Origin of the sequence: Micromonospora sp. CPCC 205554, assembly GCF_036902745.1 — a bacterium.
GTDB classification, from domain to species: domain Bacteria; phylum Actinomycetota; class Actinomycetes; order Mycobacteriales; family Micromonosporaceae; genus Micromonospora; species Micromonospora tulbaghiae.
This window is the reverse complement of record NZ_JBAKHP010000030.1, coordinates 20,228-40,414: the sequence shown is the minus strand read 5'-3', so window position 1 is coordinate 40,414 and position 20,187 is coordinate 20,228. Positions and strand designations below refer to the sequence as shown.

Annotated in this window: 10 protein-coding genes and 2 pseudogenes; 10 read left to right on the top strand and 2 right to left on the bottom strand. The window is 66.8% G+C overall.

The genetic code is table 11. The features are described 5' to 3' along the window. The first annotated feature begins 1 nt into the window (after position 1). From V6U82_RS26665 to V6U82_RS26640, 6 genes are all read left to right on the top strand, one after another. Complete coding sequence (locus V6U82_RS26665) at positions 2–6,520, top strand: RHS repeat-associated core domain-containing protein (RefSeq protein ID WP_334465768.1); 6,519 nt, start codon at positions 2–4, stop codon at positions 6,518–6,520. A 50-nt stretch (positions 6,521–6,570) separates the two neighbouring features. Beyond that, the gene (locus tag V6U82_RS26660) at positions 6,571–7,326 is read left to right on the top strand and encodes a barstar family protein (protein WP_334465840.1); all 756 of its coding nucleotides are present in this window, start codon (positions 6,571–6,573) and stop codon (positions 7,324–7,326) included. Positions 7,327–7,947: 621 nt separating this feature from the next. Further along, positions 7,948–9,189, top strand: coding sequence for an IS701 family transposase (locus V6U82_RS26655; RefSeq protein WP_334465838.1), 1,242 nt, complete (start codon positions 7,948–7,950; stop codon positions 9,187–9,189). Between the two features lie 1,147 nt (positions 9,190–10,336). Further along, entirely contained in the window at positions 10,337–11,941 is a 1,605-nt protein-coding gene (locus tag V6U82_RS26650; protein WP_334465766.1) for a tetratricopeptide repeat protein, read from the top strand. 144 nt (positions 11,942–12,085) lie between these two features. Further along, a complete protein-coding gene (locus tag V6U82_RS26645) occupies positions 12,086–13,033 on the top strand; it encodes a hypothetical protein (RefSeq protein ID WP_334465763.1) in 948 nt (315 codons plus the stop codon). A gap of 89 nt (positions 13,034–13,122) precedes the next feature. Then, positions 13,123–13,461 carry a hypothetical protein gene (locus V6U82_RS26640; RefSeq protein WP_334465760.1) on the top strand — a complete coding sequence of 113 codons (339 nt, stop codon included), beginning with the start codon at positions 13,123–13,125 and terminating at the stop codon, positions 13,459–13,461. 214 nt (positions 13,462–13,675) lie between these two features. On the opposite strand, the gene V6U82_RS26635 is transcribed toward V6U82_RS26640, so the two are convergent. Beyond that, positions 13,676–13,999, bottom strand: a complete 324-nt coding sequence (locus V6U82_RS26635) for a pentapeptide repeat-containing protein (protein ID WP_334465757.1) — start codon at positions 13,997–13,999, stop codon at positions 13,676–13,678. Positions 14,000–14,065: 66 nt separating this feature from the next. On the opposite strand from V6U82_RS26635, the pseudogene V6U82_RS26630 reads away from it, so the two are divergent. The 3 genes and pseudogenes from V6U82_RS26630 (at position 14,066) to V6U82_RS26620 (ending at position 18,988) form a co-directional block, all read left to right on the top strand. Further along, positions 14,066–15,371 (top strand): annotated as a pseudogene (locus tag V6U82_RS26630) (IS256 family transposase). Positions 15,372–15,497: 126 nt separating this feature from the next. Then, positions 15,498–16,124, top strand: a complete 627-nt coding sequence (locus tag V6U82_RS26625) for a hypothetical protein (protein WP_334465754.1) — start codon at positions 15,498–15,500, stop codon at positions 16,122–16,124. Positions 16,125–16,594: 470 nt separating this feature from the next. Further along, positions 16,595–18,988 carry a tetratricopeptide repeat protein gene (locus V6U82_RS26620; RefSeq protein ID WP_334465750.1) on the top strand — a complete coding sequence of 798 codons (2,394 nt, stop codon included), beginning with the start codon at positions 16,595–16,597 and terminating at the stop codon, positions 18,986–18,988. Positions 18,989–19,131: 143 nt separating this feature from the next. Here V6U82_RS26620 and V6U82_RS31630 read toward each other — a convergent pair. Continuing rightward, a pseudogene (locus V6U82_RS31630) lies at positions 19,132–19,305 on the bottom strand (cyclic-phosphate processing receiver domain-containing protein); the annotation flags it as partial. A gap of 378 nt (positions 19,306–19,683) precedes the next feature. Between V6U82_RS31630 and V6U82_RS26615 the strand changes: the two are divergent. Next, entirely contained in the window at positions 19,684–20,085 is a 402-nt protein-coding gene (locus V6U82_RS26615; RefSeq protein WP_334465748.1) for a hypothetical protein, read from the top strand. The last annotated feature ends 102 nt before the right edge of the window (positions 20,086–20,187 follow it).

The window sequence follows — 20,187 nt, the reverse complement described above, 5'->3', positions numbered from 1 at the left end:
CATGCCCGCCGACAAGCCTGTTCACCGCCACGATCAGAAGCCGGCGCCGCGCCGGAGGACCACCCGAGATGGGATGCTCACGGTGCCAACTCTGACCTGCCCCCGCCGGGGCCGTCTGCTGTCCACGACGCGTCGGCTGATCGCGGCGACGGTGACCGCGGTCCTTGGCGCCGGCGTCCTGGCGGTCCCTCCGGCGCAGGCTAAGCCCCGCCCGTCGCTGCCGAGCGTGCGGCCGGAGAAGCTCGACTCCATCGGCGGCCCGGCGAAGCAGAAGGCGCTACCCACCAAGGCGGCCAAGACCGCCACGTGGGACAAGCCGGTGTGGCCGGCGCCGGGCCGCGCCCGAGCCGCCCTGCCGACGGCCACCGCCCGCGCCACCACCGCCGCTCCAGTACGCGCCGGCAGCCTGCCGGTGCGAGTCTCTCGCGCGGCGACGCCCTCCGGGCGTGCGGTCAGCGGCGTGGACGTCGAGGTCCACGATCGCGGGAAGATCCCCAGCGCGTGGCGTGATGGGCTGTTGCTGACTCTGCGTCCCGACGGCGCCGCCGGGCCGGCGGACGTGGATGTCACCGTCGACTACAAGCCGTTCCGTCATGCCTTCGGCGGCAACTGGTCCTCGCGGCTTAAACTGTGGGCTCTCCCGGCGTGCGCCCTGACGACCCCGGTCGCGTCTGAGTGCCGGGCCACGCCGGTCAAGTCCGTCAACTCGGTCGCGGACGGCACCGTGAGCGCGCGGGTGTCCGCAGCTCCGGCCGGGACCGTGATGGCCCTCGCTGCCGGTGCCGCTGGTGTTCAGGGTGACTACTCCGCCACGCCGCTGGCCGCCTCATCCACCTGGTCCTCCGGGGGATCGACCGGCAACTTCACCTGGTCCTACGACATGCGCGTGCCCCCGGCAGCAGGGCTGGCGCCGAAGGTGTCCCTGGCTTACTCCTCGGGTGCCGTCGATGGGCGTTCCAGCGCGGAGAACAGCCAACCGTCGTGGGTCGGCGAGGGCTTCGACTTCTCGCCCGGGTTCATCGAACGCAGCTATGTGCCATGCAGCGAGGACATGGCCGGCTCGGCCAACAACACGGTGAAGACCGGCGACCTGTGCTGGCGCTCCTACAACGCCACCATGTCCCTCAACGGTGGCGGCAGCGAGCTGGTATTCGAGGCCGGTAAGGGCTGGCACTCCCGCGACGAGGACGGCGCGAAGATCGAGAAGCTGCCCGGGGCGAGCAACGGCGCCGACGGTGGCGAGCACTGGAAGGTCACCACGACCGACGGCACCCAGTACTTCTTTGGCCTGAACAGCCCGCCCGGCCAGAGCGCCGCCACGAACTCCACCTGGACCGTCCCGGTCGCCGGCAACCACACCAACGAGCCCTGCAACGCCGGCACCTTCGCGGCCTCGTTCTGCACCCAGGCGTGGCGGTGGAACCTCGACTACGTCGTCGACCCCCGCGGCAACACCATGTCCTATTGGTACGCCCCGGAGACGAACCGGTACGGCAAGAACAACAAGGCCACCGACAGAGCCGTCTACACCCGCGGCGGCACGCTGAGCCGCATCGACTACGGCACCTGGGACCGCCCGACCGGCCGCTCCATCACCCCGACCGGGCAGGTCACCTTCACCGCCCTGGACCGCTGCGAGTCGAACTGCACCAACCACAGCCCCGGCGTCAGCTGGAAAGACGTCCCCTGGGACCAGGAATGCACCTCCAACGATGCCGACTGCGGCACCAACAACACCCCGACGTTCTGGTCGACCAGGCGATTGGCGAAGGTGACCACTCGGGTCTGGGACACCACCAAGACCACCCCCGCCTGGCAGGACGTCGACTCCTGGACGCTCACCCACACGTACCCGTCGGTCGGTGACGGCAGCGACTACGCCGGCATGTGGCTCGCCTCGATCGTGCACACCGGCCTGGTCAAGAACACCACCGCCACGGGCTCCACCGCCACCACTCCGGACAACCTCGACCCAGTCGTGATGCCGCCGGTGACGTTCGAACCCACGGCCCTGCAGAACCGTGTCCTTGCCTCGCACAACACCACGAACAACCGCAACCGGATCGGCAACATCATCACCGAGACCGGATCCAAGATCCAGGTCACCTACAGTGACCGCGAATGCTCCTCCAGCAACCTGCCCTCCGCCCCGGAGACCAACACCAAACTCTGCTACCCCGTCATCGGCCCCGACCCCTACAACCCGGGCGGATCGGATATCACCGAGTGGTGGCACAAGTATGTCGTCCGGAAGGTCTCCCAGTCCGACATACCGGCAGTCGTGGACGGCGTCGACTATCAGGCGCCGGTGCAGAACACCTTCTATGACTACCTCGGCGACCCGGCCTGGCACTACGCCGACGATGACGGACTCATCAAGCCCAAGCGCAAGACCTGGAGCCAGTTCCGCGGCTACCGCACCGTCGAGACCCGCACCGGTGACGCCCCCAGGCAGACCCTGACCCACACCACCTACCTGCAGGGCATGCACGGCGACCGCCTCAACCCCAGCGGCGGCACCCGCACCGTCACCATCGGCGCCTCGCTCGGTACCGAGACCGTCTACGACGAGGACCAATTCGCCGGCATGATCCGCGAAAAGGTCGTCTACAACGGCACCACCAGCAAGCCGGTCAGCAAGACCGTCAACGTTCCCTGGCGCTCCCCGGAAACCGCGTCGCGCACCATCAACGGCGACATCGTCACCGCCCGCTTCGTCAACACCAAGACCACCTACCAGGCCATCGCGCTCGGCGTCGGCGGCCAGGGCGGCTGGCGCACCACCCGCACCCAGTCGACGTTCAACAACACCTACGGCACCGTCGACCAGATCCAGGACGACGGCCAGTGGCCCACCACCGGCGACGAGCAGTGCACCGAGCTGACCTACAACCGCAACACCGGCGCGAACATCACCGGCACGGTCAAGCAGACCACCACCACCGCCCTGGCCTGCGGCACCGCACCGACCAGCACCGCGGACGTCATCTCCGACACCCGCAACAGCTACGACGGCGCCGCCAGCCCGAACACCGCACCTACGTACGGCGCGGTCACCAAGGTCGAAAAGCTCAAAGACTGGTCCCCGTCTGCCGGAACCACCTGGCAGACCACCGCGCAGAGCACCTACGACGCGTTCGGCCGCCTCGCCACCGCCACCGACGCGCGCGGTAACACCACCACGACCACATACACACCGGCCACCGGCCCGGTCGCCTCGATCAACACGTCGAGCCCTGACCCCAACGGCGGCGCCGCATGGACCACCAGCGTCACTAACGCCCCCTACTGGGGCGTCCCGGTCAAGACGACTGACCCCAACAGCCGGGTTAAGGACAGCACCTACGATCCTCTGGGCCGGGTCAGCAAGGTTTGGGGCGTCGGCTGGGACCGCAAGAACCGCGAATCCATCCCATCAGCCGCCTACACGTACTTCTACGCGCCGAACCGCGACGCCTACCCCTGGGTCCAGACCAGGACCGTCAACGCCGGCAACGGAATCCTGACCACCTACGAGATCTACGACGCGTTGCTGCGGCCCCGGCAGACCCAGTCCACCGGAGCCAACGGCGACCGGGTCATCACCGACACCATCTACGACAAGTCTGGACGAGTCGACGCCACCTACGGCGTCCACGGCAAGATCGGCGCACCGTCAGGAACCTTGTGGGGGCAGCCCGAGTGGTCGGTGCCGACAGTGAACCGCACGATCTACGACGACGCCTCCCGTCCCACCGCCAGCATCCTGCTCGGCACCGACGGCGTCATCAACCAGGTCGAGAAGTGGCGCAGCACCACCACCTACCTCGGTGACCGCACCAGCGTTACCCCGCCCGCGGGCGGCACCCCCACCACCACCGTCACCGACGCCCGTGGCCGCACGGTCGAGCTGCGGCAGCACACCACCAGCCAGGGCGTCGCCGGCGCCTACCAGAGCACCCGCTACACCTACAACCGCAAGGGCCAACTCGTCACCGTCGCCGACGCTGACGGCAACGAGTGGGTTTACACCTTCGACGTCAAGGGCCGCCGAACGTCGTCCAAGGACCCCGATAAGGGCACAATTAGCAGCACCTATACCGAGACCGACGACCTCGCCACCACTGAAGACGACCGCGGTGAGGTCCTCGCCTACGAGTACGACAACCTCGGCCGCAAGATCGGCCTCTACGACGACACCATCTCCCCCACCACCAAACGGGCAAGCTGGAAGTTCGACAAGACCGACATCATGTTCGGCGGCGAAGCCGTCCGCGGTCAGCTCACCGAGACCACCCGCTTTGACCCGCCCGGATCCACCAACGCCTACAAAATCCGCTACCTCTCATTCACCAAGCGCTACCAGCCCGGCGCGGTGCACTACGTCATCCCCCCCACCGAGACCGGCCTGAACATCACCTGGCAGATCGGCTACGGCTACCGGGAACAAGACGGCTCACCAGAAAGCGTCACCATGCCCGTCGCGGGTGACCTCACCGGCAGCGAGACGATCACCACCGGCTACAACTCCACCTCGGGCCTGCCCGTCACCCTCACCACCGGCTCCGCCTACGGCAACAGTTACGTCATCGGACAGCAGTACACCGCCTACGGCGAACCCACCCTGCTCACCCGCAAGAGTGGCGCCGGCAACTACGTCGAAGAGACCAATACTTACGACCTGACCACCCGCCGGCTCACCAACACCTACATCAAACCCGAAACCGCCGCCGGCACCGTCTCCAACCGCACCTACAGCTATGACGACGCCGGGAACATCACCTCCATTGCCGACCAACCCGCCGTCGGACCCAGCGACACCCAGTGCTTCAACCAGGATCTGCTCGGCCGGCTCACTAGCGCCTGGACGCCGAAGGCCGGCGTCGACTGCAGGACCACACCCACGACGTCCAACCTCGGTGGCCCGGCCCCCTACTGGCACGACTGGACCTTCGACAAGGTCGGTAACCGGCTCACCGAAACCGCCCACACTAGCGCCGGCGACACCAAACGCACCTACACCGTCCCTACCGGCGGCAAGAACGTCGTACGCCCCCACGCCGCCACCGCCGTCCTCACCGAAGCCCTCGGGCAGCCGGCCGTCACCAACGCCTACGCCTACGACGACGCCGGCAACACCACCTGCCGCCCCACCGGCGCCGCCGCCAACACCTGCCCCCCAGGCAACGCATCGCAGAACCTGTCCTGGGACTCTGAAGGCCGCCTCACCAGCATCTCCGGCGACGCATCCAGCGCCGGCAGCAACATCTACGACGCCGACGGCAACCGACTCCTACGCCGCGACGCCACCGGCACCACCCTCTACCTACCCGGCATGGACATCCGCTGGAACGGCACCACCCGCAACACCACCCGCTACTACACCTTCGCCGGCCGACTCGTCGCCTCCCGCACCGCCACCGCCCTCACCTGGCTCATCACCGACCACCAAGGCACCCAACACACCACCATCAGCAACTCCGGAACACAAACCGTCACCCGCCGCTACCAAACCCCCTACGGCAACCCCCGCGGATCACAAATCCCCTGGGCCAACCCCAAGGGCTTCGTCGGCGGCGACAACGACCCCACCGGACTCACCCACCTCGGCGCCCGCGAATACGACCCAGGACTCGGCCGATTCATCAGCGTCGACCCCATCATGGACCTCGCCGACCCACAACAGTGGAACGCCTACGCCTACAGCAACAGCAACCCAATCAACCTGTCCGACCCTAGTGGCCTCAAAGCCTGCGCCGACGACCGCTGCGGCGCCGGCGCGGACTATGAGAACCTGCAAGGCGACTACGTCACGGTCAAGGGCAATAACGACGGCTGTGGCGGATCCTGCGGCGACGACGACTGGCGGGAGGCCCGCAAGCTGCAAAATGTCGGGAAGTGCAAGAGAAGATGTGGGAAGCCCGCTCCAACTCCTGACGGGGAAAGCCTGGATACTCTTGGAGATATCCTGAAGGCCGACCACTTGGCGCAACACGACGCGCTAATGGACTTTCTGTTCGGCGCGGAGCATGCCCACCAGGTCGTCTGCGGGAAGGGGGTGAGTGCGGACAAGTGTGAACAATCAATATGGCGAATTGAAGCCTGCAAGCAGTTTGAGGTGTGCTCCGAGTCATATATCAACAACCTGCAGTACGATTGCGGCTGCGGCTTGTCCATCGTTCCGATCAATCATGCAGTGGTGCCTGTTGGCCCATCGCGTGGGGGTAAGCTCTCCTCTCCGCTGCCGCAAGGACTTTCAAAGAATTTCATCAGGGCCTACGAGGAGATTCGCGCAGGACGGGGCGTTCCTCAGATTGATCCACGCACTGGCAGGCAAGCGGTATTTCAAGGAAGGGCTACGCATGAACGCCCGTGGGCGGGGGCGCGAGAATATCGAGTCCCGGGTGATAAGACGAACCAAGCGAGAATCCTGGTCAAGGATTTGCCCGACGGCAGGCAGGTGATGGGGTGGACTGACTCGCATTATCAGACCATCAAGCCATTCAGGGCGCCGCACTTTCCTGACGCGGGCTGGGGCTGATGCCGTAAGCTCCTGGTGACGGGGATGCAAGAAGGATGGATATCGTGACGATGCTGTCGAAATTTCGTATTCCGACTACCCGCGAAATATTTCAATTGGCCGACAGTGAGACTGGGCAGGCCGTTTTAAAGGCGCGAGAGATTCATGGGTTCTTCGCTGACCAGCCCCTGAATCGTGGACGTGTGACGATGTCGGCAGCGTTACTCGAAGTTGGCGCTCTGCCCGCACGGCTGAACAACATCGAGCTGCAGGTGCTTGATTTGAGTTGGAGTCCGGCAGCTACCTACTACATCGGTGATGTTGACCTCATCGAGAGTGTCCCTTCTGCCCAGGCTGATCGCTCCGACGTTGTTGCCTCCTTTAAGGGTTATTGTCTGCCCTATCCGTTCGCGGGCGAGATTTGGCGGCGCTGGGTAAATGGCCATCCAATTGCGTCCAATGAGTGGTGGGGATCGAGTCCTCAATGGCATGCGAGTTGGCTGCATGTTGTGCAAACCGCCTGGTTTGGTGCGGGTCGAGAGGCTGCGAGATACACGACGAATAAGGTGTATTACGTAGATGGCAGTCAGATGCCGACAACTTCCAGTTTTTATCTCGCCCTAGGCGAGGCGATAAACGGACCGGGTGGCTACTTTGGGTCTGGGCTAAGCGCGCTTGAGGACTGCCTGCGAAACGCTGTCGCAGTCAGTTCGTTCGGGCTGGTGTGGCGCAATTTCGAGGCTTCCCAAGACAGCCTTGGTGAGGGAGAGGTGGCTCTTATAGCGGAACTGTTCGGCGAGTATGGTGTAACGCTCACGCGCGCCTAAGGGACGTCTCGTAACTGGTTGAAGGCGTTGCCCGGCAGCGGGGGAAGCACGGCTTTATCGATGAGGGACCGTCCGGTCGGGCTCACTCTTGGGGCCGTCTCCCGTTCGCGCCGGGCACTCGCGACTCAGATACCGAACCGGCTTGCCGAGCGACTCCGCGTAGGCAATCTCCCGTCGGGTTGACTCGCCTACGTAGCCGCCCGGATCCACGATGTACACCTCGTCAGCCATGCGAATCATTTGAAAGTGCACGCCGCCAAGCCGCCCCCTCAGGTCCGAACTGTCGACTGTCCAGTCGTAGTCCGACAGGTCGGGGAGGCTGAACATTCCGAGGCTGATCACGACGTAACCTTCCATCGTGAGCCGCTGGTTGATCTCCGCGAACTCAGCTTCAAACTTGGTCCGAGCCGGCATCCGGATCTGCCGCCTGAGCCCGTGCGACCCCCTACCAACTAGTACTCCAGCAGGAGATCCGTTCGGACCTGCTGGAGCTGTGTGGTTTTGTCCGTGGGCATGGAGCAGCCACCGCTGAGTCTCGTGGTTGTGTGGACCAAAGATACGGCGGTGGCTGCCGCCTACAGAGTAGACGTCCAGCGATGGTCTGGGCTGTTCGACGAGCTGATGGACGTGGTCGGGTCGTGCTTCGGTCGGCCTGAGCCCCGCCGGCGGGTGCGGGACTTCCTGGCCGGGCTGCTGGCGCCGTTGCCGACGAAGAACTGTTGGACGATCGCGGAGCACGCCGGTGACGACGGCCCGGGTGGCATGCAGGATCTGATCGGTCGTGCCAGCTGGGACGACGCGCAGGTCCGCGCCGATGTGCGGGACTTCGTCGCGGTCAAGCTCGGGCATCCGGACGGGGTGCTGGTCATCGATGAGACCGGGGATCTGAAGAAAGGCGTGCACACCGTCGGGGTGCAACGGCAGTACTCCGGCACTGCCGGGAAGATCGAGAACTGTCAGCTCGCGGTGCACCTGTCGTATGCCTCTCCGGCCGGGCACACTCTGGTCGACGTGGCTCTTTACCTGCCGAAGTCCTGGGTCGACGATCCCGGGCGACGGGTGGAGGCAGGGGTGCCCGACACGGTCGGGTTCGCCACGAAGCCGCAGCTGGCACGGCGGCTGATCGACACCGCCCTCGCCGGTGGGCTGCCGTGTCGGTGGGTTGCCGGCGACGAGGCCTACGGCGGTGACCCCCTTCTGGCCGCGGCCCTGCGAGGCCACGATCTGGGTTACGTCCTCGCGGTCGCCTGCTCGCACCGGGTTCCCACCGGACTGGGTATCCAGCGAGCAGACCAGATCGCCGCCGGCCTCCCGGCGCGGGCGTGGCAGCGGCTCTCCGCCGGTCAGGGGGCGAAGGGTCACCGCTACTACGACTGGGCGTTCGTCACCCTGCCCCTGGCCGTCGATGAGCACGACGGTCACCACTGGCTGCTGATCCGCCGCAACCGCAGCACCGGCGAGCTGGCGTTCTACCGCTGCTGGTCACCCCAACCGGTTCCGCTGCACCACCTGGTGGCCGTCGCTGGCCGGCGGTGGAGCATCGAGGAATCGTTCCAGGCCACCAAGACGGGCCTCGGCCTGGACCAGCATCAACACCGCCGTTGGCGGGCCTGGCACCGCTGGACCACCCTCGTCATCGCCGCTCACGCGTTCCTCGCCGCCGCCGCCGCAGCAGCCAGTACCACCAGCCCGGACGGCCTGATCCCGATCACTGTCAACGAACTCCGCCGGCTGTTCCACGCCCTGGTCATCGAACCCGCCCGACGCGTCGGCGACGTCATCGCCTGGTCCATCTTCCGCCGGCGGCATCAAGCCGAAGCCAAGATCAGCCACTACGCCCGGCAAGCCCTGATGGAGCCCTGAAAATGATCTCCTGCTGGAGTACTAGAGGTGGTCGCAATACGGAGAGCAACCACGGCCAAGGGCGTGGCGCAGGTCCCGCGGAAGAGTGCCCAGGCGGTCGGCCTCCTCGGCGGTGGGCGGAGTGCTGGCTGCCCGGGCCGCGATGTGCTCTTCGGCCTCGTACAGCGCGACGTACAGGTCTTCCGCGGCGGTGCGGTCGAGCCGTAGGACAATGTCATCTCGCATGGCAGAACCTAATCGCACGTCTCGCGGCACCGGTTGGCCAAGGTCGGGTGCGCAGATTGCCGCTGATACAGCGCGGCATACCGAGCATGTCGGGCGACAACCGGGCCGTGGGAGCGGATCGGGAGCAACTGAGCCCATCGGTCGCTGACCGGGCGTCGGCCTCAGCCAGGACGGCTCGGGCAAGCGGCCACGGTGTCTGACGAACGACGTGCAGGACGGTCCGACGCAGCCTGGACGCAGCAGCCCGGTCGCGAGCCCTTGGTCGGGGGAGCAGGTTGGGAGCAGCAGGGTGCATTGAACGGCCCTGAACCGCACCGAACGGCAGCTGGTCGCACCCAGCTGCACCCGCCCCTGCCTGCGGCTTTGCGTTTCCGCAGGTCAGAGTCGGTGCAGTGTCCTTCTTCACACAACTGCACTCAACGGCAGTGAACAGCAGTCAACAGCACTCAATATCGCCTGGTGGGGGAGTGTCCGCAGGTCAGGCCGGTAAAGGGCTTGTGGAGGCTCGCACCTTACAGGTGGGTGCAGATTGGGTGCAGGCTGTCGAAGTGGTCACCGCACCCGAAGTGCTCACCCATGCCGGGAAGAGCGGATGGCTTCACCTGCGGCGATGTGGGCGAGCGCCTGGCGTGACCTCCCAGAGAACACCGAAGTGGTCAGGGTGCGTCGCTCCCTTTCCTGCTGGTGCCAGCTGCCGTCGGGGATCCGTTGACGCCGGTCGAGAGGGCCCTGCCGTATCGACGTATGGCTCTGGCCCGCGCCGTGCTCGCGTCGATGTGAATCCGAGGGCTGAGACTCGAATCCCACCAGCAACGCGCTGACCAGCGCTTCCTGGGCGGTGACCTCTTCGGCGTGCCCGAAGTGTCTGCGGCTCGGCATACGGGGGCCGACGGGCTGATCATTTGAGCCTATATTCGCCCTAGTGAAGTCGACGGGTTGGCGTAGATGGCTGCGGCGGGGGACGCGGGTTGACGCTTCGCTGCGCCAGGTCGGGGCGGTGGTCGATGAGGCGGTGGAGCTGTCGCGCGCTGGTCGTTTCGACGATGCGGTCGAGACGGGCCGTCGGGCTGTGGAGATGTTGTCTGGCTTGACAGCGCGGGACCGTGGCACGGTTCTGCCCACTCTCGTCCTGGCATGCACCAACCTGTCCTACTACTTGTCGGACGCTGGCCGGCCGGCGGAGGCGCTGGTGCGTGCGGAGGAGGCGGTCCGGCTGGCCCGGGAGCTTTACGCCATCGACCGCCGTCATGAGGAGCAGCTCGCGGAGGCCCTGGACGCGCTCGCCAGGCGACTTATGAGTTGTGGCCGGGCGCCGGAGGCGCTGACTGCCGGCCGTGAGGCGTTGGCGTTGATGGATGCATGTCCTGACGTGCTGCTGTCGCGGCTGCTTGAGGCCTACGCGATGGCGTTGGCGGCGACCGGCCAGCACGCCGAGGCGCTGCAGGTCAGCGACCGTGCCCTGCAGTTGCTGCGCGGGCTTGCTGTGGATCAACCGGTCGGCTCGCAGATGCACGACGCCCTGGGCAGGGTCTTGAGTCTGCACGCGAACCGGCTGTTCGAGGCAGGGCGGTGGGAGGAAGCGGTCGACGTCGGCGCCGAGACGGTCACACATTTCCGTGAGTCGATGACGGGCAGCCAGCCGCGGCGTCTGGCCTACCTGGCGATTGCCCTGAAGAACCAGGCGGTTTATGTGGCGGGAGTACGACGGACGGCGGAGGATCTGGCGGCGGCCGCGGAGGCGGTCGAGCTGAGCCGTCAACTTGTCGCAGCCCAGCCCGAGGTGCATCAGCCGCTGCTCGCCTCGTGCCTGGACACGTACGGCGGGCGGCTCAGCGACATGGACCGGCAGGCGGAGGCTGCGGCCGCGACCGATGAGGCGGTGAAGCTGTATCGCGGACTGGCCGGTGCCGACCGGGCGGTATACCTGTCGAGGCTGGCCGAGGCGGTGGGCAACCAGGGAGCCGTCACCGAGGATCGACAGGCCAGCCTCGCCCTCACGACAGAGGCAGTGCAGTTGCGTCGGGAGCTCGTTGCTGACAACCGGGCCGGGCACCTGCGGGAGCTGGCGCTGTCGCTGTCGAACCTGGCTAACGGGCTGGCCAAGTCCGGCCGGCTCGATGAGGCCTTGGCCGTCGGCGAGGAAACCCTCGCACTGCAACGGGAGGTCGCGGCCGTCAACCGGCCTGCAATCCTGTCGCGACACGCGGAGATGCTGCGGCGGCAGGCGGTGTGGCTGGACGACGCAGGCCGTACGGTCGAGGCGTTGGCGCTCGGCGAGGAAGCGATCGCGGTCGCTCGCGAGGCCGTCGCCGGCAGCCGAGCCGCCAATCTCAAGGTCTTGTCGTATGCGCTGGAGGATCAGGCGGCACGGCTCGAGAAACTGTCCGGTCGGGGATCGCGGCAGACGCGACGGCCCGGGGGCACACCAAGCTTCAGCAAGAAAAAGGCGCGCCGTGCGCAGGCCATGTTGCGGGAGGCGCAGGAGCTGTGGGCGGAGTACCAGCAAGGCGCTTCGGCCTCCGGCTGAGCGACCCCACCGCGCGCGTCATCGCGTGGTGGTTCCGGAGCGGCCGTCCGGTGCGGTCGGGAAGATCCTGTCGGATCCGCTGCCTAGGGTCATCGCATGTACTTCGTGTGCCGTTGGCGAGAGGGCTCTCCTCTCGGTAAGCGCGTGATCACCCTGCCTGATGCGACCGTGCTCGACTGGTTTCGTCGCGGCTGGAAGCACGACGACGCGAAGGAGTGGATCTACAGCGAGCTGGGCGGCGACGTGTACGGCTTGGAGTCGATCTTTGAGGCGGCCCGGGAGCGTAACCTGCCGCCGCCGGAGTCGGTGAACGAGCTGCGGCAGCTGCTGACCGAGTACCTGTGGGTGGAGGGCGACGACAAGAGCGACTTCATTCGGCTCGGTGAGCACGCCCTGAGAGCGCGTACCGATGACGACGAGGTGGATCTCGCGTACTACTTCGTCGATGACGACGCGGCGTCCGCCTCACCTGACCGGCTCGCGTTCCTCCTGCACGACACGTGGCCGCTGCCCACCGGCGCGGGCGGGTCGGAGACCGTCTTCCGCCACAGCGTTCCAGTCCGCACCGTCCGGCTGGCCCCGCCCGGCACGGACTGCACCTTCTCGGTCCACTTGTGCTGGCAGTCGCCTGACTTATACCGGAACCTGGACTTGATCGGTGCCATCCAGTTTCCCGGCGTGAGCCTGCCGGACCTCGCCGCCCACCTGGCCGTCGATGGTCCCGGCAGCCACCGATGGCCACACGATGTCCGGCTGCTGCGGGCGCTTGTCGCTCCCGGGGAGCGCGATGTGGGTCGGGCGTTGGAGCGCTACGCCCAACTGCCCGGTTACGACCCGTCACCTCCCGGTCTCGACCGGATGCCTGGCCAGGAGACCGTTCACCGGGAGATAACCGACCTGCTGCACGCGGAGCGTCCCACCGAATCGCTGATACAGCTGGATACGCACATCGCGCAGGTCGCCCGATACATCGACGACTTCTTCGGTTTCGACCAGTGGATCCTGTTCGACAATCGGTGGGCGGCGACCCATCCCGACCTGGCACGCTCGCTGCTGCGCTACGCCGCTCACTGGGACCCCTACGAGAAATAGCTACGGGCGCGGGTCAATCGTCGAGGGGGGGTTGCCGGGTGAACATTTCGTGGACTGCTACGTCCCCGACGACAGGGACCTTCGTCGCAGTGGAGCGCTCGGACATCGCTGGCCTCTTCGAGCGGTTCGATGAACTGCGGACCCAGGGGCGCGGGTACGTCGAAGTGCGGGCGGGCGACGTATTCCCTGTGCTCACGCTCGGGTTCACCGAGTCCGCGGCGGTCGTCCATCTCATGACGGACGAGAGCACCATGTCCCTACTGGCCGCCGACGAACCGGCGAGCATGAATGCGCAGGTACTAGTCCTGGACGACCTGGTCGAGTTCGCCGCGGACTTCGTTCTCGACCTCGTACGCGCATGGCAGGTGGTCGAGGAATTCGTCCGCACGGGCGCCCCTGGCCGGGCAGGAGCATGGCGCGAGTTGTAGTGACGGCCACGGCGGATTGCGTCCACGCGCCGGCGCAACGGCCAAGCCAGCACGAGATTGCTGAGCCCTTACTCAATCCGCTCTAGGCCGTCAAACGCCACCCAACGATGCGCACGGTCCAGCAACAGGGCCAGCTAGCTGGGTTAGCGCGGTTAGGCGGGTGAACGCGATGACAGCTCGGTGGCCCAACGTCAACTGGACGTAACCGCGGAATCTAGAGATCGTGCGGCCACCCAATGACGCGCTCGGCGGTGACGCCTCGAAGGTCGGCTCCGTCCCACCGTGCCCCGGTGACGTCCGTGCGTCCGTACTCCGGATCGTGCGTCCTGACGTAGCTGAATCGCGCGTAGGACAGGTCGGTGTCGCGCAGGTCGGCGTCCCGCAGATCGCAGCCGGCAAAGCTGACACCGCGAAGAGACGCGCCCCGAAGGTTGGCGCCACGGAAGTCACACCACTTGAACGAGTGCCCATCCAGGGTGCGGTGCCGAAGATCGCGACCCGCGAACGATTGCCTCGTCGCGTGGGGCGGGGTGCTCACCCGCGAACCGTAGCGTGGGGGACTGTAAAACGAACGGTGTAACTCCTGATCAAGGAGCAGCACGTGATGGCGGATGTCGTGATCACCGAGGTCGATACTGACCAGGTGGCGAAGCGTGGGCCGGCGCGGCCGGTAGGAGACGGGGTCGACGACCAGCTCGTCGCCCAGGTGGTGGAGCAGGCCCGGGCTGCGGGTTTGCAGCTGACCGGCGAGGGTGGGCTGTTGCAGCAGCTGACCAAGCGGGTCCTGGAAGCCGCGCTGGACGGTGAGATCACTGACCACCTGGGCTATGACAAGGGCGACCCGGCCGGGAACAACGGTCAGAACTCCCGCAATGGGGTCCGAGGCAAGACGGTGCTGACCGAGGTCGGGCCGGTGCAGATCGAGGTGCCCCGCGACCGTGACGGCACGTTCGAGCCGCAGATCGTGCGCAAGCGTCAGCGCCGGTTGTCCGGGGTCGAGGACATGGTGATCTCGTTGTCGGCCAAGGGATTGACGACCGGGGAGATCCAGGCCCACCTCGCGGAGGTATATGGCGCCGACGTGTCGCGGCAGACGATCTCCACGATCACTGACAAGGTCGTCGACGGGATGACCGAGTGGCAGAACCGGCCCCTCGACCCGATCTACCCGGTGATCTTCCTCGATGCGGTGCACGTGAAGATCCGCGACGGGAAGGTCGCCAACCGGCCGATCTACGTGGCCCTGGCCGTCACCGTCGACGGCAATCGGGACATCCTCGGCCTGTGGGCCGGCGACGGTGGTGAGGGCGCGAAGTTCTGGCTCAGCGTGCTCACCGAACTGAAGAACCGCGGGGTCGCCGACGCCTGCATGGTGGTCTGCGACGGTCTCAAAGGTCTGCCCGACGCGATCGGGCAGACCTGGCCCGAGGCAGTCGTGCAGACCTGCATCATCCACCTGCTGCGGGCGTCGTTCCGCTATGCCGGCCGGCAGCACTGGGACGCCATCGCCAAGGCCCTCAAGCCCGTCTACACGGCGGCGACGGAGGCTGCAGCCAGGGAACGCTTTCGCCGAGTTCGCGCAGGCATGGGGCACGAAGTATCCGGCGATCATCCGACTGTGGGAGCAGGCCTGGGCGGAGTTCGTGCCGTTCCTGGCCTTCGACGCCGAGATCCGCACCGTGATCTGCTCGACCAACGCGATCGAGTCGGTTAACGCTCGGATCCGCCGAGCCGTGCGGGCCCGCGGCCACTTCCCGAACGAGGGCGCCGCCCTCAAGTGCGTCTACCTCGCGGTGATGAGCCTAGATCCGACCGGGCAGGGCCGCCGGCGGTGGACCATGCGCTGGAAACCCGCCCTGAACGCCTTCGAGATGGCCTTCGAAGGACGCCTGTCCGCAGGCCGAAAGTAACCCTCAACAAGCCGGGTTACACCGTTCGTTTGACAGACCCCCTGCCGTCGGCGCACCGCTGACACAGGGCCGGAGCTGCGCAGGTATATGGCTGTCAAGGGTAAGGGCGTCTGCGATCATGGCCGGATGTTCGAACCGGGGTCGCGTTCGAAGCAGGTCAGCACCTTCATGCTGCCCGAGGACGAGGCGGCGTTCGACGAGGCGTTGGGGCCCGCGATTGCCGATCTCGGGCAGTGGGGGACCTATGATCAGCCTGCTCGGAGCATCACGGTGCACGACTCATTGCCGGTCGCGATGCGGCACAACGGCACGCAGGCGTTCTTGCGGCTGCTCGACGGTGACGGCGGAACCGTGGGACCCCTCATCCAGTACCTGCGCACCTCCGTGGTGACCACGGACGAGGCTGTGCTCGCCACTACCGACGGTCGACACCGGGCAACGGCCGAGGGGCCCGAGGCGATGTCGCCGGGCAGGCTGGCGTTCAAGTGGTTCCCTGAAGACGAAGCCGACTGCGTACGGCGGGACTTTGTCCTTCTGGCTGGCATGGCCTGGAAGGCCTTGCAAGCGGTCACCTCGCCGCACATCGAAACCATCGCGGGCAAGCCGCTGCGGCGGTACCGGGTCGGGCCGGCCGCGAAAGCATGGGCGCTCGGTCGTCCGGGTCTTCAACTGCACGACTACGCGTTGCGTCTGAGGATCCGCCCGGGCATGCCCCCAAACGTGCGCGGCGCCTCGGGGCATCGGTCCCGCTGAGTAACCAGGCGCGGGAGTGTCTGGCCGATAGGGGTCACTTCACGGGGTGCTTTAGAACGATCGCGGCACAGGCCACCGAGGTCATCGCCAGTGTGGCATTGAATCGTGACGGGCGCCGTAGTGAGGGCGTCGAGCACGTTTCGGTCAGTCCAATCCGGCCACGCGCCATCGACCCATCCGAGCACTGCGAACCGCTCATCCACGACCCGCCAGAGGGCACCTGGCTCGTCGTCGACCAGGCGCCCTACTGCGTGCTGGCGAAGGCCCGGGCTCGCCATGGGGGCTCGTGTATCGGACCGTGTGCTGTTCGGGAGTGACGGTTCGACGGAAGCGTTCCGACCGAATGAACCGTACGTTCGAGTCGTCGGGCAGCAACGTGGAGGCGCGGGGAGGTCGCCCTGAGTAAGCGAGCTCGTCAGGCCGCACTGACGGTGGCCGGGGTCCTCGTGGCCACCGCTACGGCGATAGCGGTGAATCTGGCGACCGGCGATGCTGGCACGCGGTTTGGCTCGCGGGGGTGGACTTGGTGGGTAGTCGTCGCCGCGCTGAGCATCCTGGCCGCTGTGATCGCCGTTCGGCAATTCCTGGCTGGCAGCCCGGCGTCCCCATCGCCGGAGATCCGTGCCGCGATCGACCTAGTCGTCTCGGAGGCGTCGGTGCGACCGGCGCGTGGTCCGGTCGGCGTTCTGCCCTCGATGGCCGGACCTTTCGTCAACCGCAAGAGCGAGATCGCTGCGATTGTCGATACGACTCGGCGATGTGAAGAGCAGGGTGCCGTAGTCGTCGGCATCTACGGTAAGCCCGGGGTTGGCAAGTCGGGACTGGCCCGGCGCGTAGTGAGCAGGCTGGCCGGGCAGTACCCGGATGGCCGGATCTTCCTGACAGTCGGCGCCTTGATGAAGCCCGACGACGTGACGACCAGTCTGTTGCTCACCTTCGGCGAGGATGTCGGGCGTCATTCAGGCCCGGGGGAACGGCTGCGGGCCTTGCAGGCCGCGCTTTCTGCGTCTCGGATCATCGTCGTGTTCGACGACGTTCACGAGGAGCGGCAGGTCCGTGACGCCCTGCCGGCCGGCCGCGGCTCCGCGGCGCTTATTACCAGCCGCCGACCTATGTCCGGTCTTGGGCTCGACGCGCTGCACGGCCTCGACGTCCTTAGCACGCCGGACGGCATCGAGCTATTGCGCGAGGTCTCGGCGCGTCCGGAGGACGAGCACGATCCGTCTTGGCGGCGGATAGTTGAGCTGTGCGGCCAGCTCCCCATCGCGCTGCACGTCGCCGCCTCCTTGCTCCGCATCCGGCCGAGATGGTCGGTGGAGAACCTGGCAACGGCGCTCGCCGACGAACGCCGCCGGCTCGACCTGCTCCGGGTCGGCGACGCCGACGTCCGTGCGAGCTTCGGGATCAGCTACAACGAGCTGAGGCAGCCGCAGCAAGCCCTGTTTCGCAGGCTCGGCCTGCTGGGACCCAACCTGCTCGACGCGTCGCTGGCGGCCGCAGTGGCCGGCGTGCCACCGGACGATGCCTTGGTAATGCTCGAGGAGCTGGTGGACGCCCAACTGCTGGAGGCGACAGGCTTCCACGAATATCGGTTCCATGACCTGATCCGGTTGTACGCCTATGAGCGGACTCTTGCCGACGACAGCGATGTTGCTCGCGAAGCGGCCCTCAGTCGCGCCTTCGAGGTTCTTCTCGCGCAGGCCACAGACCACGGCGCACGGCTTGATCCGTCACTTGCGCACGACCGGCTGCCGGTCCTCGATGGCATACCGGCACTGGGTTCGCCCGCCGCTGACTCCGCCCATTCCTCGCGGAGCCCCGCCCGACCTACCGAATCGTTCACATGGTTCGGGCTTCATGCGGATCTGGTGCTGTTCCTGGCGAGCGACACCACCGTTGCGCGCAGCGCATCATCGGCGGCGGTGCTGACGCTCGCTGTTACGCCGTACCTCCTTGCGGTCGGTCGGCTCGAAGATGCGCTAGCGCTCACCACGTCTGGCGCCGCTCACGTCGCCGGCATGGACGGCGCGACGACAGCCGCGGTCGAGGCTATGCAGGGCGCGACGCTGCATCGCGCGGGCAGGAACGGCGAGGCGATCGCGCTGTTGGAGCATGCGATGCCGATCCTCCGGGCGACAGGCCAGCAACGCCGGGCTGTGCGAACCGCCCGGCGGCTGGCACAGGCGTACCGGGAGGCCGGCGATCTGCGGCAGGCCGTGCCCTGGTACGGCGTCGCGTTCTCAGGCTTCGTCGCGGAGGGCTCGCTCGTGTCGGCGGCCGGCGTGTCGAGCGATCTCGCCCAGGTGTACAAGCACCAGGGCGACTTCGACAAGGCGGCCGAGATGATGACCAGGTGTGTGCGGTACGCGTCACAAAGTCTCGAACCGGCGGAGGGGCAGGACCCCGACGTGATCGCGCGATCCACCGTTGCATGGGCGCAGGAAAACCTTGGCGCCGTACGCAAGCGTCAGTACCGAACGCAGGAGGCCATTGCCAGCCACACGGCGAGCCTCGAGCAGTTTCAGCATCTCGGTGACACGGTCGGACAGGGTTTCGCCATCCGCAACCTCGGCGACTTGGCCGCTACGCAGGGCAGCCTGGTTGACGCGCTGCGTCTCTACGAGATCAGCGCACAGCGGTTCCAGCGATCGGGCGCGAGTCTTGGAGAGGCGCAGGCGTTAGCTTCGATCGCGACGACGCAGGCCAGGCTCCTGAGACTGCGCGCGGCCGGTACTGCCCTGCTCGGTGCCGCCCGCGCCTCGAATCTGCCGTTCGCCGTAGCCTTCGCGGCCAAGGTGGGTGCATACCAGATCGCCGCGGCCCGTCGAGGGCACTCGCAGCGCCCGGCGTTGCCGGGGCCCTGAGCAGCTACCTTCGTCTACCTGAGGCGCGGGGGCGTGCGCCGGTCCGGAGGCCGGCACGGGGACGGCCACCGAATGGCCCCGTGCCGCGCTGCCGCAGCACGTCGATGCTCGACAGGCGGGCGGCGATCTAGTACGCAGTCACCAACCGACCCGTCGCCGCCCAGGTCGTGGTCCAGCCATAGCTCGTCCAGCCGACCATCCCGGTAGCGGGTAAGAAGCTCGACTTCGGCAGCGCTCGTACGGGCCACCTCCGCGCAGCGGCCATCGACGAATGACCGAAGGTCATCGATCAGAGCGATCGCTCGTCGGGCGTCCACCTGGTCATGATGCGCGGGCACCGTCACACGTTGCCATCCGGTTTCGCTGGCGAAGCGGGCGCCGAGAGCTGTCGGGGGTGTTGCGGTGATCCAGGCCGGTGGCGAAGCCGCGGATTCGGCGCATCTGGCGTGGCGGGCGCGGTTGATCCAGGTGTCGAGGTGCTGCTCGGTGCCCTGGTGGCGGACCAGCGCGGCGGACCCGCGGGCGAGGCCGGCGACGGTATCGAGGTCCAATGACGTGGCGGACCGGACAGCGCCCCGCTCCCCAGGGGGCGGGGTCGTCAACTGCAACCACCCGGATCGCGGCATGACCGCGCGAATCGCGGCAGAAGCGGATGGCGTGAGGCATCCTTGTTCGCCTCGTCCGAGGAGGTTGTCATGGAGTTGGATCAGCCGCCCCAGGCTGCGATGGAGGCTGCGATGTCGGACCTACTCCATCTGGGCTTCCTGGAGATCCGGTTCCTCACTGCGCCACTGCTGGATGCCCATTCGGCGGACGCACTCGACCGACGTCTTGAGCGCGCGAATATGGTCGCCGATCTCTGTCACGAGCTTCCAGGGCTTCTCGCGCCGCAGCGACGAGATCAACTCGCCGACGGGCTGCGATACCTATGGCGAACTGCTACCGCGACCAAGCGTCAGTGGCTGCGGTCCCGCTGGGACCACCTGAACTACGATCACCGCTGGCTGACTGAGGCCGCTACCGAACGGCCCACCCCAAAGGGGAAAACGGCAAAGGCCGACCCGCCGGGCCCACCAATTGAATCCGGCGCCAAATGACCTCGGGCGGCACCGAGCTACCGACGGCAGATCAGTGCACCTGATCTCGGCCGACGCCCGGGCGTCCGACCGTTGAACCGATGACCGGAGGCGGGCGTCGGG